The sequence below is a fragment of the Streptomyces sp. NPDC005266 genome (assembly GCF_040607655.1).
Lineage (GTDB): Bacteria > Actinomycetota > Actinomycetes > Streptomycetales > Streptomycetaceae > Streptomyces.
Genome location: NZ_JBEXHC010000002.1, coordinates 211,465 through 227,205, shown reverse-complemented (window position 1 = coordinate 227,205; position 15,741 = coordinate 211,465). Strand labels below are relative to the sequence as shown.

General features: G+C 72.0%; 17 protein-coding genes. 11 read left to right on the top strand and 6 right to left on the bottom strand.

Going from position 1 to position 15,741, the window contains the following annotated elements; all coding sequences use genetic code 11:
* Position 1: 1 nt before the first annotated feature.
* Complete coding sequence (locus ABZU99_RS04615; RefSeq protein ID WP_356049048.1) at positions 2-1,168, bottom strand: 8-amino-7-oxononanoate synthase; 1,167 nt, start codon at positions 1,166-1,168, stop codon at positions 2-4.
* Between the two features lie 207 nt (positions 1,169-1,375).
* Here ABZU99_RS04615 and bioB point away from each other — a divergent pair, with 207 nt between their 5' ends.
* The 4 genes from bioB (at position 1,376) to ABZU99_RS04595 (ending at position 5,480) form a co-directional block, all read left to right on the top strand.
* Positions 1,376-2,632, top strand: a complete 1,257-nt coding sequence (gene bioB / locus ABZU99_RS04610) for a biotin synthase BioB (RefSeq protein WP_356049047.1) — start codon at positions 1,376-1,378, stop codon at positions 2,630-2,632.
* Positions 2,625-3,947 carry an adenosylmethionine--8-amino-7-oxononanoate transaminase gene (locus tag ABZU99_RS04605; RefSeq protein ID WP_356049046.1) on the top strand — a complete coding sequence of 441 codons (1,323 nt, stop codon included), beginning with the start codon at positions 2,625-2,627 and terminating at the stop codon, positions 3,945-3,947. Before bioB ends, ABZU99_RS04605 begins: the two co-directional genes overlap by 8 nt.
* 59 nt (positions 3,948-4,006) lie before the next feature.
* Entirely contained in the window at positions 4,007-4,711 is a 705-nt protein-coding gene (gene bioD / locus ABZU99_RS04600; RefSeq protein ID WP_356049045.1) for a dethiobiotin synthase, read from the top strand.
* Positions 4,712-4,781: 70 nt separating this feature from the next.
* Entirely contained in the window at positions 4,782-5,480 is a 699-nt protein-coding gene (locus tag ABZU99_RS04595; protein ID WP_356049044.1) for a class I SAM-dependent methyltransferase, read from the top strand.
* Here ABZU99_RS04595 and ABZU99_RS04590 read toward each other — a convergent pair.
* Both ABZU99_RS04590 and ABZU99_RS04585 read right to left on the bottom strand, forming a co-directional pair.
* Complete coding sequence (locus ABZU99_RS04590) at positions 5,477-5,848, bottom strand: fic family toxin-antitoxin system, toxin component (RefSeq protein ID WP_355954627.1); 372 nt, start codon at positions 5,846-5,848, stop codon at positions 5,477-5,479. The two genes, ABZU99_RS04595 and ABZU99_RS04590, sit on opposite strands and share 4 nt — an antisense overlap.
* On the bottom strand, positions 5,845-6,072 hold the full coding sequence (locus ABZU99_RS04585; RefSeq protein WP_355954624.1) for an antitoxin: 228 nt from the start codon (positions 6,070-6,072) through the stop codon (positions 5,845-5,847). Before ABZU99_RS04585 ends, ABZU99_RS04590 begins: the two co-directional genes overlap by 4 nt.
* Before the next feature lie 101 nt (positions 6,073-6,173).
* On the opposite strand from ABZU99_RS04585, the gene ABZU99_RS04580 reads away from it, so the two are divergent.
* The 6 genes from ABZU99_RS04580 to ABZU99_RS04555 all read left to right on the top strand — a co-directional run bounded on the left by ABZU99_RS04580 (position 6,174) and on the right by ABZU99_RS04555 (position 12,702).
* Positions 6,174-6,989 (top strand): ABC transporter ATP-binding protein, encoded by an 816-nt coding sequence (locus ABZU99_RS04580; RefSeq protein ID WP_356049043.1) that lies wholly within the window; start codon positions 6,174-6,176, stop codon positions 6,987-6,989.
* 7 nt (positions 6,990-6,996) lie between these two features.
* Positions 6,997-9,582, top strand: a complete 2,586-nt coding sequence (locus tag ABZU99_RS04575; RefSeq protein WP_356049042.1) for an ABC transporter permease — start codon at positions 6,997-6,999, stop codon at positions 9,580-9,582.
* Positions 9,579-9,704: a hypothetical protein gene (locus tag ABZU99_RS04570; protein WP_356049041.1), complete on the top strand. Its 126-nt coding sequence runs from the start codon at positions 9,579-9,581 to the stop codon at positions 9,702-9,704. Before ABZU99_RS04575 ends, ABZU99_RS04570 begins: the two co-directional genes overlap by 4 nt.
* 50 nt (positions 9,705-9,754) lie before the next feature.
* A complete protein-coding gene (locus tag ABZU99_RS04565) occupies positions 9,755-10,180 on the top strand; it encodes a GNAT family N-acetyltransferase (protein WP_356049040.1) in 426 nt (141 codons plus the stop codon).
* 159 nt (positions 10,181-10,339) lie between these two features.
* On the top strand, positions 10,340-11,695 hold the full coding sequence (locus ABZU99_RS04560; protein ID WP_355954613.1) for a hemolysin family protein: 1,356 nt from the start codon (positions 10,340-10,342) through the stop codon (positions 11,693-11,695).
* Positions 11,692-12,702 carry a hemolysin family protein gene (locus ABZU99_RS04555; protein ID WP_355954610.1) on the top strand — a complete coding sequence of 337 codons (1,011 nt, stop codon included), beginning with the start codon at positions 11,692-11,694 and terminating at the stop codon, positions 12,700-12,702. Before ABZU99_RS04560 ends, ABZU99_RS04555 begins: the two co-directional genes overlap by 4 nt.
* 48 nt (positions 12,703-12,750) lie before the next feature.
* On the opposite strand, the gene ABZU99_RS04550 is transcribed toward ABZU99_RS04555, so the two are convergent.
* Together ABZU99_RS04550 and ABZU99_RS04545 are read right to left on the bottom strand one after the other, a co-directional pair.
* Entirely contained in the window at positions 12,751-12,975 is a 225-nt protein-coding gene (locus tag ABZU99_RS04550) for a hypothetical protein (RefSeq protein WP_355954657.1), read from the bottom strand.
* A 128-nt stretch (positions 12,976-13,103) separates the two neighbouring features.
* Positions 13,104-13,316 carry a hypothetical protein gene (locus tag ABZU99_RS04545; RefSeq protein WP_355954607.1) on the bottom strand — a complete coding sequence of 71 codons (213 nt, stop codon included), beginning with the start codon at positions 13,314-13,316 and terminating at the stop codon, positions 13,104-13,106.
* A 64-nt stretch (positions 13,317-13,380) separates the two neighbouring features.
* Between ABZU99_RS04545 and ABZU99_RS04540 the strand changes: the two genes are divergently transcribed.
* Positions 13,381-14,292, top strand: coding sequence for an SGNH/GDSL hydrolase family protein (locus tag ABZU99_RS04540; protein WP_356049039.1), 912 nt, complete (start codon positions 13,381-13,383; stop codon positions 14,290-14,292).
* Positions 14,293-14,601: 309 nt separating this feature from the next.
* On the opposite strand, the gene ABZU99_RS04535 is transcribed toward ABZU99_RS04540, so the two are convergent.
* Entirely contained in the window at positions 14,602-15,714 is a 1,113-nt protein-coding gene (locus ABZU99_RS04535; RefSeq protein ID WP_355954601.1) for a catalase family protein, read from the bottom strand.
* Positions 15,715-15,741 lie beyond the last annotated feature (27 nt).

Below are 15,741 nucleotides of genomic sequence, written 5' to 3'. Positions count from 1 at the left end.
CTCAGGCGGTCGGCGAGGTCCTCACGATCACGCCGACCGCCTCCTCGATCCGCTGATCCGTCAGATCCGCGCGAGCGGTCAGCCGCAGCCGGGAGATGCCGTCGGGGACGGACGGCGGGCGGAAACACCCCACCAGCAGCCCGGCCGCACGGCAGGCCGCGGCCCAGCGCACGGCCTGCTCCGGCGACGGCGAACGGACCGACACCACGGACGCGTCGGGCCGTACCGCGGCGAGACCGGCGGCGGTCAGCCGCCCGTGGAGCTCGGCCGCGACCGTACGCGCGCGGGCGGCGCGCTCCGGCTCCCGGTGCAGCAGCCGCACGCTCGCCAGGGCGGCGCCCGCGGCCGCCGGGTTGAGCCCGGTGTCGAAGATGAACGTCCGCGCGGTGTTCACCAGATGCTCGATCACCCGGGCGGGCCCCAGAATCACCCCGCCCTGAGAGCCCAGCGACTTCGAGAGGGTGGCCGTGACGACCACATCCGGCGCGCCCGCGAGCCCGGCGGCGTGCACGGCGCCGCGCCCGCCCTCGCCGAGCACCCCGAGGCCGTGCGCGTCGTCCACGACCAGCGCCGCGCCGTGCGCACGGCAGACGGCGGCGTGGTCCGCCAGCGGCGCGGCGTCCCCGTCCACCGAGAAGACGGAGTCGGTGACGACGAGCGCGCGGCGCCCCTCGCCCAGGTCGGCCCCGTCCAGAACCTTGTGCACCGCCTCGGGCTCGGCGTGCGGGACGACGGCGACCTCGGCGCGGGAGAGCCGGCAGCCGTCGATGAGCGAGGCGTGATTGCCCGCGTCGGAGACCACCAGCGCGTCCGGGCCGCCGAGCGCGGAGACGGCGGCCAGGTTCGCGGCGTAGCCGGAGGAGAACACCAGGGCCGCCTCGAAGCCGCAGAACGCGGCGAGCTCCGTCTCCAGCGCGGCATGCAGTTCGGTGGAGCCGGTGACCAGCCGGGACCCGGTCGACCCCGCGCCCCAGCGGCGGGCCGCCGCGGCTGCGGCGGCGGTCACCTCCGGGTGCCGGGCCAGCCCCAGATAGTCATTGCTCGCCAGGTCGAGCAGCGGTGAGTCGGCGGGCCGGGGGCTGAGCGTGCGCACCAGCCCGGCCCGGCCGCGCCGCTCCCGCTGCGCGTCGATCCACTCGAACGGGTCGTCCTGGCGCTGCTGGGGCATCGGCTGTCCTCGTCTTCGCTGTCTTCGCGGTCTTCGCTGTCTTCGCGGTCTTCCTTGGGCTTTCCTTCGGGCCCCAACTGTCGGGTCCGGATAGAAGGTATCGGCGTCCATGCGCGGTCAGGGTGTGGCAATACACACACCTCGATCGCGGTGTCTTGTACGGTCCCTCCTTGGCCGGGAGCGGTCGCTTAGTACAGGATCGGCGCCATGGACCTGCTGAACACGCTGGTGGACAAGGGGTTGCGGCGCGAGACGCCGACCCGCGAAGAGGCTCTCGCCGTGCTGGCGACCTCCGATGACGATGTGCTGGATGTGGTGGCCGCCGCGGGCAAGGTGCGCCGCGCCTGGTTCGGGCGGCGGGTGAAGCTCAACTATCTGGTGAACCTCAAGTCGGGGCTGTGCCCCGAGGACTGCTCGTACTGCTCGCAGCGGCTGGGCTCGAAGGCCGAGATCCTCAAGTACACCTGGCTGAAGCCGGACGAGGCGACGGCCGCGGCGACGGCGGGCGTCGCGGGCGGCGCCAAGCGGGTGTGCCTGGTCGCCAGCGGACGCGGGCCGACGGACCGGGATGTGGACCGGGTCTCCCAGACCATCGCCGCGATCAAGGAGCAGCACCAGGACGTCGAGATCTGCGCCTGTCTCGGGCTGCTGTCCGACGGACAGGCGAAGCGGCTGCGGGACGCGGGCGCGAACGCGTACAACCACAACCTCAACACCTCGGAAGCCACGTACGGGGACATCACCACCACCCACACCTACGCCGACCGGGTCTCGACCGTGCGGCAGGCCCAGGCAGCCGGCATGTCGGCCTGCTCCGGGCTGATCGCGGGCATGGGCGAGACGGACGAGGACCTGGTCGACGTCGTCTTCTCGCTGCGTGAGCTGGACCCGGATTCGGTGCCGGTCAACTTCCTCATCCCCATCGAGGGCACCCCGCTCGCGGGCGAGTGGGCCCTGACCCCGCAGCGCTGTCTGCGCATCCTGGCCATGGTGCGGTTCGTCTGCCCGGATGTGGAGGTACGGCTCGCGGGCGGGCGTGAGATCCATCTGCGGTCGCTCCAGCCGCTCGCCCTGAACCTGGCGAACTCGATCTTCCTCGGTGACTATCTGACCACCGAGGGCCAGGCGGGCAAGGAGGACCTGGCGATGATCGCCGATGCCGGGTTCGAAGTGGAGGGCACCGACGCCACGACGCTGCCCGCGCACCGCGCTGACGCGCTCGCCGCGGCCGGCTGCGGGTCGCACGGCGCGGAGGGCGGGGGCTGCGGCCCGTGCGGTGACGCGGCGCCGGTCGAGGAGGCACCGGCCGTGGCAGCACCCGCCGTCGAAGCACCGGCCGTGGCAGCATCCGCCGGGGCAGCACCGGCCGGGGACGCTCCTGTCGCCGCGGCGGCGGAGGGGCACGCCGGTCTTGTCGCGGTGCGCCGCCGGGGCGTGGGCACGGACCTGCCGCCCAATGCCTGAGTCCGCGTCCCTGACCCCCGAAGAGCTGCGGGCGCTGGACCGGCAGCACGTCTGGCATCCGTACGGCCCGATGCCCGGCCGCCAGGACCCGCTCGTCGTCGAGTCCGCGGCCGGAGTACGGCTGCGGCTCGCCGAACCGGCGGAGGGCCGGCGGGAGCTGGTGGACGGGATGTCGTCGTGGTGGTCCGCCATCCACGGCTACAACCACCCGGCGCTCAATGACGCGGCCCGGGGCCAGCTGGAGCGGATGAGCCATGTGATGTTCGGCGGGCTCACTCATGAGCCCGCCGTACGGCTGGCCGCCCGCCTGGTGGACATCACGCCGGAGCCGCTGCGCCATGTCTTCCTGGCCGACTCGGGTTCGGTGTCGGTCGAGGTCGCGGTCAAGATGTGTCTGCAGTACTGGCGGTCGCTCGGCCGGCCCACCAAGCGGCGGCTGCTGACCTGGCGCGGCGGCTACCACGGCGACACCTGGCAGCCGATGGCCGTGTGCGATCCGGACGGCGGAATGCACCGGCTGTGGTCGGGGGTGCTGCCCGAGCAGATCTTCGCGGACGCGCCGCCGCCCGGCTTCGACGCCGCCCCGGACCCGGCGTACGAGGCCCAGCTGCGCGAGCTGGTGGCCCGCCACGCGGACGAGCTGGCCGCGGTCATCGTGGAGCCGGTGGTGCAGGGCGCGGGCGGAATGCGCTTCCACTCCCCCGCCCTGCTGCGGCTGCTGCGCGAGGTGTGCGACGAGCACGACCTTCTGCTGATCTTCGACGAGATCGCCACCGGTTTCGGCCGCACCGGAGCGCTCTTCGCGGCCGAGCACGCGGGGATCAGCCCGGATGTGATGTGCGTGGGCAAGGCCCTGACCGGGGGTTACCTGACCCTGGCCGCGACCCTGTGCACGCCGCGGATCGCGGACGGCATCTCGCGCGGCGAGCTGCCGGTGCTCGCCCACGGCCCGACCTTCATGGGCAATCCGCTCGCCGCCGCCGTCGCGGGCGCCTCGATCGACCTGCTGCTGTCCTACGACTGGCGGCAGGAGGTCAAGCGGATCGAGACCGGGCTGCGCGACGGTCTGGCGGAGGCCGCCGGGCTGCCGGGCGTACGGGACGTACGGGTGCTCGGCGCGATCGGCGTCGTCCAGCTGGGCCGTCCCCTCGACGACGCGGGGATGGCGGCGGCCACCCGGGCCGCGCTGCGGGAGGGCGTCTGGCTGCGGCCGTTCCGCGATCTGCTGTACACCATGCCGCCGTACATCACCGGCAACGACGATGTGGCCCGGATCTGCGCGGCGGTACGGGCCGCGGCGCGCGCGGCGGCGTAGGGCGGAATTTCCGAAGACGGTCCCTCGATCAAGGGGATCAGGCGAAAGGCACGACGCACATGGCAGTTCTGTTCGTCACCGGCACCGGGACGGAGATCGGCAAGACCGTCACCACGGCGGCCGTCGCGGCTGCGGCGCTGGGGCTCGGCCGGTCGGTAGCGGTGCTCAAACCCGCGCAGACCGGGGTCGCGGAGGGCGAGCCGGGCGACGCCGCGGAGGTGGCCCGGCTCGCCGGGCCGGTGACCGTCCGCGAACTCGCCCGCTTCCCCGAGCCGCTGGCCCCCGCCACGGCAGCCCGCCGCGCCGGCCTGGCGCCGGTGCGGCCGCACGAGGTGGCCGAGGCCGCGGAGAAGCTGGCCACCGAACACGATCTGGTCCTGGTCGAGGGCGCGGGCGGGCTGCTCGTCCGCTTCGACGAGACCGGCGCGACGCTCGCCGACGCGGCCCGGCTGCTCGCGGCCCCCGTGCTGGTGGTGGCCCACGCGGGCCTGGGCACGCTCAACGCGACCGCGCTCACGACGGAGGCGCTGCGCGCACGTGCCCTGGACTGCCCCGGTGTCGTCATCGGCAGCTGGCCCGCCGACCCCGACCTCGCCTCCCGGTGCAACCTGGCCGACTTCCCCGAGTCGGCGGGCGTCCCGCTGCTGGGGGCGCTCCCGGAGGGGGCGGCCGCCCTTCCGCCCGCGGACTTCCGCGCCGCGGCGCCCGGTTGGCTGGCGCCGCGGCTGGACGGGGTGTGGGACGCGGCCCGCTTCGCGGCGTAACGGCACCCCTGGCAGGGGCAGAATCCCGGTACCGGTTACCGACCGTCCCGCCGGGAAAGGGATGTCACCCATGCCCGTACGCCGCAAGTCCCCACGTGACGCCGTCCACCATCCGCTCTTCGCCCGCTGCTACGCCAGACTCGGCCCGCTGGCCGACGAGCGGGCGGGGGTCGGTGAGCTGCGGCAGGAGCTGCTGGCCGGGCTGTCCGGCCGGGTCATCGAGATCGGCGCGGGAGGTGGCCTGAACTTCCCTCACTACCCGGGCACCGTCTCGGAGGTCGTCGCCATCGAGCCCGAGCGCCATCTGCGCCGGCTGGCCACGCGTGCGGGGCTGCGGGCCGCGGTGCCGGTGGATGTGGTGCCTGGGGTGGCGGAGGCGCTGCCGGTCAAGAGCGAGGCCTTCGACGCGGCGGTGGCGTGTCTGGTGCTCTGTTCGGTACGGGACGTCCAGCGTGCGCTGGGAGAGCTGCTGCGGGTCCTGCGGCCGGGCGGCGAGCTGCGCTTCCTCGAACACGGCCGCGCGGACGGCCGGGTCCTGGCGATGACGCAGCGGGCGCTGGACCGGACGGTGTGGCCGCTGGTGTTCGGCGGCTGTCACACGGGGCGTGAGGTGCGGTGGGAGGTGGTGAGGGCGGGATTCGAGCCGATCACCCACCGCCGCCTGCGGATCCCCGACCGAGGTCTGCCGCTGCCGACGTCCCCCTGTGTGCTGGGGGCGGCGCGGCGGCCGGGCGGCGAACGCCAGGGCACGTCCGACCCGGACCTCTAGACGCTCCAGGTGCGCAGCTCGTCGGCGATGGCGTGCACATCCGCCGTGCCGTCCTTCACCAGTCGCGCCAGATCCCGCACCCGTTCCGGTGATGTCGCGATCTTCAGCCCGCTCGCCACAAGGTAGGCGTAGGCGACGGCCGTGGCGAACAGCGCGTTGGACCGCTCCAGCGCCGGGACCAGAAGCAGCAGTTGCAACAGGGCGGCGGCGCGGGTCTGGGGATCGGTATAGATGGGGGTGCCGAATATCTCCGCCTCGTGGCGGCTCACGGCGGCCACGAGCGCACCGTAGTCGATGACCCGGGGGTCTCCCGGAGTGTTGTGTTCGGCGATCATCAGAAGCCAGGCAAGGTCGATACGCACATTCAAGGGCGCGCTTCGCCCTCCTTGCCGAACTCCTCGTCGAAGACGGACTGATACTGCTTCATGAAGTCGGCGGCGGCCTCCACAAAGGTATGACCCGCCTCGCCCGCGTCCTGCCGGACCAGCTCTTCGATATAGCGGTTCATGCTGATCCCCCGCTGCAGCGCGCGCTCCCGGGCCACCTCCGCGGTGACCTCGTCGACCCGGACGTTCAGCTGTGTCTTCGGCACGCCTTCACGCTAGCGCAAATATGCTAGCGACAGCAAGCGCGCGGAGCCGGAGCCGAATCCCTACCATCGAGGGGCAGACCGTTCCGATACGGGGAGGCATCGTGTCCACACCGGCGGCGACGAAGACGGACGGGTTCGCGGACGACGGGTCCCGAGCGGCGGCCCGGGCGGCGGCCCTGACGAAGGCGTACGGCAGCGGCGAGACGGCGGTGCTCGCGCTGGACGCGGTGGATGTCGAGATCGAGCGGGGCAGATTCACCGCGGTGATGGGCCCGTCCGGCTCCGGCAAGTCCACGCTGATGCACTGTCTGGCAGGTCTCGACACGGTCTCCGGGGGCCGGGTCTGGCTGGGCGACACCGAGATCACCGGGCTGGGCGACAAGGAGCTGACCCGGCTGCGCCGCGACCGGATCGGCTTTATGTTCCAGTCGTTCAATCTGCTGCCCACGCTGAACGCGGCCGAGAACATCACCCTGCCGATGGACATCGCGGGCCACAAGCCGGACCCGGAGTGGCTGGAGCGGGTCATCGACACCCTCGGGCTGCGGGACCGGCTGAAACACCGGCCCGCCCAGCTGTCCGGCGGACAGCAGCAGCGCGTGGCCTGCGCCCGCGCGCTCGCCTCCCGTCCCGAGCTGATCTTCGCGGACGAGCCGACCGGCAATCTCGACTCACGAGCGGGCCTGGAGGTGCTGCGCTTTCTGCGGGAGGCGGTCGACGAGCTGGGCCAGACGGTGGTCATGGTCACCCACGACCCGAGCGCCGCCGCCCACTCCGATCTGGTGCTCTTCCTCGCCGACGGCCGGATCGTCGACCGGATGGCGCGCCCCACGGCCGACGCCGTCCTGGAGCGCATGCAGATCTTCAGCCACGCCTACACCTCCACGTCCGGGGGCGGCCCGGACCCGCTGAGCTGAGCCCGAGGTGCTCCGGGCCACGCTGCGCGGCTTCGTCGCCCACAAGGGCAGACTGCTGCTGTCCTTGCTCGCGGTGGTGCTGTCGGTGGCGTTCGTCGCCGGCAGCCTGGTCTTCTCCGACACCGTCACCCGCACCTTTGACGGGCTCTTCGCCTCGACGTCCGCCGATGTGACGGTGGCGCCGAAAACGGAGTTCGACGAGGGCGGGCGCTACGGTTCGGGGCGCACCGCCACCCTGCCCGCCTCGCTCCAGCGGCGGGTGGCCGCCGTCGACGGCGTGGCCGCCGCCTACGCGGACACCACGGTGCGCGATGTCACCGTGGTCAACTCCCGCGACCAGGAGGTCGGGCCGACGACCGGCGCCCCGACCATCGCCTCCGACTGGCACCCCGGGGAGCGCAGCCCGGTCCGGCTGACCTCCGGCCGTCCGCCGCGCGGCGCCCATGAGGCCCTGATCGACGCCGATACGGCGGACAAGCGGCAGCTGGCCATCGGCGACACCCTGCGGGTGGTCGCCGCCCCCGGCACTTTCCCGGTCCGGCTGGTGGGCATTGTCACCTTCACCACCACCAACCCCGGCGCGGCCATGGTCTTCCTGGACCCGGCGACCGCCCCAAAACAGCTGCTGGGCAAGGCCGGCGCCGCGACCTCCGTCAAGGCGGACGCCACCCCGGGCGTGACCGACGCGGTCCTCAAGCGGCGGATCGCCGCCGCGCTCACGAGCACCGGCGGCGCGTACGAGCTGAGGACCAGCGCCGAGCAGGCGACGTCGGACGCCGAGTCCTTCGGCCGGTTCCTCGAGGTCATCAAGTATGTGATGCTCGGCTTCGCCGGGGTGGCGGTGCTCGTCGGCATCTTTCTGATCGTCAATACGTTCTCCATGCTCATCGCCCAGCGCACCCGCGAGCTCGGGCTGCTGCGCGCCCTCGGCGCCGACCGCCGCCAGGTGCGCCGGTCGGTGCTCACCGAGGCGGTGCTGCTGGGCCTCGCGGGCTCGACGCTGGGGCTCGCGGCGGGGATCGGGCTCGCCGCCGGGCTGGTCAGGCTGCTGGGCCTACTCGGGATGAATCTCGACGCCGCGCGGCTGGTCGTTCGGTGGCCGACCCCGGTGGCGGCGTACGCGGTGGGCATCGGGGTCACCTTCGTCGCGGCGTATCTGCCCTCGCGCCGCGCGGCGGCCGTCTCCCCCATGGCCGCGCTGTCCGATACGGAGGTGGCGGGCGCCGGGCAGCCCCTGCGCACGCGGGCGGCGTGGGGGGCGGCCGTCGGGGCGGCCGGGGTCGCGGCGCTGGTGGGCTGTGCGCTGAGCGGCCGGACCGGAACGGCGGCCGTGCTGTTGGGGCTGGGGGTGGCGCTGACGCTGATCGCCACGGTGGTCGCGGGCCCGCTGCTGGTGCGTCCGCTGGTGCGGGTGCTGGGAGCCGCGTTCCCGCGGGTGTACGGCCCGGTGGGGCTGATGAGCCGGCGCAACGCGCTGCGCAATCCACGGCGTACCGGGGCCACGGCCTCGGCGCTGATGGTCGGGCTCGCGCTGGTCACCGGGATGGCGGTGGCCGGGTCGTCGATGACGAAGTCCTTCGACGAGCAGGTCGGCAAGGTACTCGGGGCCGACTTCGTGCTCCAGGACTCCCGGTTCGGCAGCCCGTTCCCCCAGGAGATCACCGCACTGGTCCGGGGCGTGGCCGGGGTCGGCACCCTGGTACGCCAGCGGACCGTGCCGATGAAGCTGGCGCTGCCGGACGGCAGAACGGTCCGGACGCAGGGCTCGGCCTACGACCGGGGGCTCGACCGCGTCGTCCATCTCACCTACACGGCCGGAAACACGGCGTCCGCCCTCGCCGACGACCGGATCGGCATGGAGCGGAGCTTCGCCGCACGGCATCACGTACGCGTCGGCAGCCGTATCGCGGTGACGTTCCCGGAGGGCCGCACGGCCCGCCTCACCGTCGGCGCGCTCAGCAAGCCGGTCTCCGGCAACGGTGTGTTGGGCCCCGAGGGCGGCATCACCCTGGGGACGGCCACCGCACAGCGGTATCTGCCCGGCGGCCAGGACTCGGCGCTCTACGTCCGCGCCGCGCCCGGCGCCGACCCACAGCGGCTGCGGACGGGCCTGGAGCGTGCGCTGACGCCGTTTCCGCAGATCAAGGTCCGTGACCAGGCCGACTACAAGCGGCTGATCCATGACCAGATCGCCGTGCTGCTCTACCTGGTGTACGCGCTGCTGGGGCTCGCGATCGTGATCGCGGTGCTCGGCGTGGTCAATACGCTCGCGCTGGCGGTCATCGAGCGCACCCGCGAGATCGGCCTGTTGCGGGCGATCAGCCTGTCCCGCCGGCAGACGCGCCGTATGGTCCGGCTGGAGTCGGTGGTCATCGCGGTGTTCGGCGCGGTGCTGGGGCTCGGTCTCGGGCTGGTGTGGGGTGTGGCGATGTGGCGGGTGCTGGTCCTGGAGGGGATGAAGGCGCTGGCGATCCCGTGGTCGACGGTCGTCACCGTCGTCGTCGGCTCGGTCGTGGTGGGGCTGGTCGCGGCGGTGCTGCCCGCACTGCGGGCGTCGCGGATGAACGTCCTCGCCGCCATCGCCCATGAATGAGCGGCGCATCATGCCAAACGGAGTGGTTCTCCGGTACGTTCGCGGTATCCGTTTACTTCACCGTGCTGGACCCCGCCATGGAGGCGCTCGCCCCGGTCATCGAGGAGCTGCACGGCGGCTGATACAGGGAATCCCGTCGACCGCGCGGGCCGCCGGATGATGGGATGCGGCCATGGATGATCTTCGGATACGGCCCGCGGTGGCCGCGGACCTCGGCGAGGTGCTGGCCTTCTGGACGCTGGCGGCGGAGGGCACCAGCATCAGCGACGACCGGGACGGGGTGGCCCGGCTGATCACCCGCGACCCCGAGTCGCTGTTGCTGGCCGAGCGGGACGGCGCGCTCGCCGGAACCGTCATCGCGGGCTTCGACGGCTGGCGCTGCCATCTGTACCGGCTGGCCGTCCACCCCGGGCACCGCCGCCGGGGGGTGGCGACCGCGCTTCTGGCGGCGGCCGAGGAGCGGTTCACGGCGCTGGGAGGACGGCGCGGGGACGCGATGGTGCTGGACGAGAACGCACTCGCCCACCACGCCTGGAGCGCGGCCGGCTATGCCCGTCAGCCGCAGTGGAGCCGCTGGGTCAAACCGTTGGACTCCTGACGCCCGGCACCCCAACCACCCCACTTTGCTGATCCTTTACCATGGATGCAGTCATCCGCCGAGTGAAAGGTGTGAGCGTCCGCCCATGGGCGAGCCTCCCAGTAGTCGACATCGCGCATTCCTCCGGTCCCTGCCGGATCATGGGACGGAGGTGAACCGATGACCGAAGTCCTCCTCCTGGCCGTGGCGCTTCTCCTGGCGCTCGCCTGTGGCGCCTTCGTCGCGGCGGAGTTCTCGCTCACCACGGTCGAGCGCGGCGAGCTCGAACGCGAGGCGAAGCGCGGGGACCGGCGCGCGGCGAGCGCGCTGAAGGCCGTCCGGAGCCTCACGTACCAGCTCTCCGGCGCCCAGCTCGGCATCACCGTCACCAACCTGGTCGTCGGTATGCTCGCCGAGCCGTCCATCGCCGTGCTGCTCGCCGGACCGCTGGGGGCGATCGGCGTGCCCCCGTCCGCCGTCCACTCCGTCGCGCTGGTGATCGGCACCATGCTGTCGACCGTCGTGCTGATGGTCGTCGGCGAGCTGGTCCCGAAGAACTGGGCGATCTCCCGGCCGCTGACGGTCGCGAAGGCCGTCGCCACCCCGCAGCGGGTCTTCAGCGCCGCCTTCCGCCCGCTGATCAGCCACCTCAACAACACCGCGAACCACATGGTGCGCCGGATGGGCCTGGAGCCCGCCGAGGAGCTGGCCTCCGCGCGCGGCCCGCAGGAGCTGGTCGCGCTCGCCCGGCACTCGGCCAAGGAGGGGGCTCTGGAGAAGGACACCGCCGAGCTGTTCGTCCGCACCCTCAACCTGGCCGAGCTCACCGCGCAGAACGTGATGACCCCGCGCGTACGGGTCGTGGCGCTGGAGGTACGGGCCACCGCCGAGGACGTCGCCAACGCGACCCGAGCCACCGGGCTGTCCCGCTTCCCCGTCTACCGCGGCAACCTGGACACCGTCGTGGGCATCGTCCACATCAAGGACGTGCTGAGGATCCCCGCCGAGCAGCGGCTCCGCCACCCGGTGTCCGAGCTGATGCGCGAGCCGCTGTTCGTCCCGGAGTCGCTCACCGTGGACCGGCTGCTGGACCGGCTCTCGGGCAAGCACACCATGGCCGTGGTGATCGACGAGTACGGCGGCACGGCCGGCGTCGTCACCGTGGAGGACATCGTCGAGGAGGTCGTCGGCGAGGTCCGCGACGAACACGACCCCAAGGAGAGGCCCCAGCTGGCCCCGGCGGGCGCGGACGCGGAGGGCCGCGCGCTGTACGACGCGGACGGCGCGACCCGCATCGATCAGCTGGAGGAGATCGGGCTGGAGGTCCCTCCGGGCCCCTACGAGACCCTGGCCGGGCTGATCGCGAACCATCTCGGCCGCATCCCGGCCGTCGGCGACACCGTCGAGCTGGCGGGCTGGGTTCTGGAAGTGGTGAACGCGGCGGGTCACCGGGCCGCCCGGGTACGCCTGCGGGCACCGCTGCCCGGCGCCGAGGAGACGGAGCGCCATGACGGCGGCGAGGGGGCGGACCGATGACCGTGGTGCAATTGCTGATCGGCCTGTTGACCCTGGTCGTCAACGCCTTCTTCGTCGGCGCCGAGTTCGCCCTGATCTCGGTGCGGCGCAGCCAGATCGAGCCGTACGCCGAGCGGGGGGACCGCCGGGCGCGGGCCGTGATCTGGGGCCTGGAGCATGTCTCCGCGCTGCTGGCCGCGGCGCAGCTGGGCATCACGCTGTGCACCCTGGTGCTGGGTGCGGTCGCCGAGCCGGCCATCGCGCATCTGCTGGAGCCGGTCTTCCATGTGGTGGGGGTGCCGCTCGGCCTGGTGCACCCCGTCTCGTTCGTCATCGCGCTGACCGCGGCGACCTATCTGCACATGCTGTTCGGCGAGATGGTGCCCAAGAATGTGGCGCTGGCCGAGCCGGTGCGCACCGCGATGCTGCTGGGCCCGCCCCTGATCGGGCTCGCACGCGCCCTGCGTCCGGTGATCTTCGCGGTCAACGCCTTCGCGAACGGACTGCTGAAGCTGTTGCGGGTCGAGCCCACGGGCAAGGTCGCTGCCACGTTCTCGGATGACGAGCTGGCCCGTATGGTCTCCGACTCCAGCCAGGCCGGCCTGCTGGACGACCGGGCCACCGAGCGGCTGCGGGACGCCCTGGAGCTGGGCCGCCGGCGGGTACGGGATGTGGTGCTGCCCATGGACCGGGTGGTCTCGGCCCGGCTCGGGGTGACCCCCGAGGAGCTGGAGCGGCTGGCGGCCCAGTCGGGCTTCTCCCGGTTCCCGGTGGTCGACGACTCCGGGCGGATCCTTGGCTATCTGCACGTCAAGGACGCGCTCGACGCCATACCGCGCGACCGGCCGTTCCGCCCCGAGCAGCTGCGCCCGATCCCCCAGGTGCGGTCCCAGACGCCGCTGGACGACGTGCTCACCGCGATGCGCGACAGCGGCACCCATCTCGCGGCGGTCATCGACGCGAACGGCCGGCTGGAGGGGCTGGTCACGATGGAGGACGTGCTGCGCGAGCTGGTCGCCCGACCGTGAGCCCGGGTGGCCGAGGGGCGCGATGCCCCTGGCCCCCGGGTCCCTCACTCACTCCTCGCCGCGTCTGGACTCATGGGCGATGATGCACGCCTGCCAGTGCGCGAGCGCCTCCTCCCGGCCGCCTCCGCCCTCCTCGGCCACCGCCAGCAGCGCGTCGGCGGCCATCGCGGCGAGCCGGACGGCGACCCGGGCCACATCGCGCGTCCCGAGCGGCTCCAGGAGGGCCGCCGCGCCCTCTCCGTCGTCGGCGAGCGCGGCGGCGACGATGGCCATGGTCGTACGGTCGCATTCAAAGGCATCCACCCGACCAGACTGCCCCGCTCCGCCCCGCCGGGAACCCGGCACGGGCCAACCGGGGTATCCGTCGCATGCCCGCGCGAGGTCGCGCGAGGCCCGGGGGCTCAGGTGCGCGGCCCCGGCCGGGTCCCCGAGGGGTCGTAGCGGAAGACGACATACTCGATCCGCCCGATGACCCTGGTCCGGTTCGTCCGCCGGTACAGCTCGGGCGGCCGGAAGATGTTGTCGTCGTAGATGTCCGCGCCGGGCTCCACATTCCAGCTGACGGTAGTCCCGTTCCGCGCTCCGCCCTCGAAGTAGATGTGGGTCATCGCCATGCGGCTCATCATGCTCGCGCGGGGCGGGAACAGCCACGCGGCACGGGATAGGATCGCCCGAGCCATGCAGACGAACATCCCCTACACCAGTTTTGTGGCGCTCGGCGACTCCTTCACCGAAGGCATGTCCGACGCGCTTGCGGACGGCGCCTACCGCGGCTGGGCGGATCTGCTCGCCGAACGGCTCGCGGCCCACACCCCCGGATTCCGCTACGCCAATCTCGCGGTGCGCGGCAAGCTGATCGGTCAGATCCTCGACGAGCAGACGGGGCCGGCGGCGGCGATGGGCGCCGACCTGGTGACCCTGGTCGGCGGGCTGAACGACATCCTGCGGCCCAAGTGCGATGTGGGCCGGGTGTGCGGGGCGCTGGAGGAGGCGGTGGAGCGGCTCACGCCGAGCTGCAAGCAGCTGGTGCTGATGCGCAGCCCGGGGCGGCGCGGACCGGTGCTGGGACGGTTCCGGCCGCGGATGGAGGAGCTGTTCTCCTTCATCGACGAGCTGGCCGCGCGGCATGACGCGACCGTCGTGGACCTGTTCGCCTCCGAAGCGGTCGGCGACCCCCGGATGTGGGCCGACGACCGGCTGCATCTGAACGCCGAGGGGCATCGGCGGGTCGCCGAGGCCGTATGGCAGGCGCTCGGCCAGGAGCCGGAGGCCGACTGGGACGCACCACTGCCGCCCCCGGTCCGGCCCGGGTGGATCGCCCGCCGCACCTCGGACGCCCGGTTCGCGCGCGAGTACCTCGGGCCGTGGATCGCCCGACGGCTGACCGGCCGTTCCTCGGGCGACAACGTTACGCCATTGATGGTCCCATATTGGGACAAGCCCATCTGTGCAGACCATTGCGGAAAAATAGACTGCTACTGGACATGGGCCGATCTCTGGGCTGAGGGACCGCCACAGTCAACTCCCCACACTCACAGAGAAGTTGGCCCCACAGAGCGGTGCGTCCTCTGTACCGAATCGGCCGGGTGACAGGCAAACGAGAGCGCCCCCAACAGCCGTTGAGCAGGTCGTAAATCAGATCTGTTCCCTGCCCGGCCGTTCCTTGGGCACCGAAGCTAGAAGCGGTACCGGTCGGCCCCGTGGCGCCTGTCGTGGCGTCCAGTATCACGCCGCGCGGCTGAACTCGTTGCCCGCACGGCAGGGCGCCCCGGCCGACGAACAGCAGTGGGACGGCGTCGAGGACGTCGAGCCACCGGCCGGGGCTTTGCTGCATGTCGTGCCGCACGGCCGCGATCCGGATGGCTTCTGTGCAGGGCGGCGGAAAGCGGCCCCGACAGCTCAGCCCAACAGCTCCCCACTGCCAGCCGGTTCGCGTCGCTCCTGGCCATTGATGTGGTGCCGTTCGATGGACGAGCGCCGGTAGACCTCTTGCCGCACCCGCTGGATCTCGCCGATGGGCCGGTGTTCCTCGCGTGTCCGCCACGGTGTGATCGATGTGGCGTCGGCGGCAGCCAGGTTGTCGTCCCCGCTGATGTCCTGGCGGGGGAGATCCACACGCGCGACCGTCACCCAGGGCGACAGGTCCTCGGACCACTTCACGGAGGTGTTGTCCACCGGCATCCGGGCCAGATCGGTGTTGAGCTGCACCTGTAGCTCGAAGGAGTGGTCTCGCTCCGCGACCTCGGGAACGAGGGTGTGGCGGAATGCCTCGTTGTCCGCGTGCACGTCCACGATCTGGTGCGTGAGGGAGGCAAGGGATCCGGCTGTCGGCACGGTACGGATCTTGGCGATGTGTTCGCCGTACCGGAAGGCACCCATGCTGTTGTAGCTGTACGACAGCAGGTTCCTGCGGGGGACGGCGGTGAACGACAACATGGCGAGCAGTTCGTCCCACAGCCAGCTGCCGGGATCGGTGAGTGTCCCCCGCCGGGTCAGGAAATCCGCCATCCAGGTCTTGCGGCGGGCGGGGTTCACCAAAGCCTCGGGCAGTTCGGCGAACAGGTCCTCGATGACCATGTAGTCGTAGGCGGTGTTCGCGAAGAAGACCTCATTGTTGATCAGATTGAGGTCGAAGGTGCCACTGTCTCGTTCGTCGTCCAGCAGAGAGGTGCCCGGAACTCCGAACAGCTTGATGCCCATGCCGCACGCCGCGCCCAGTTGGTGGTCGGGACGGAGGTGGCCCAGGCCGTTCGAGTAGCGGACGACGGCGTCGTACACGGTCTGCCGGGCGAAGATGCCCTGGCCGTACAGGCCGGGGTTGTCACCAACCGTGACTGTCGCCTTGAGGAGGCCGTAGGTCTTGCCGTGGGCGGTGCGGACAGCGTGACCGACGGCCTCGCGCTCGACGGAGGCGCGGGTACGACGCACCACCTGCCTCAACACTGCGTCCAACTCCTGTTGGTACGTCGGAGATTCGGTGGGACGGTAGTCCTCGTAGCGGACGGGATTCATGGCGTCGCCTCCCTGTCGTGATCGGAT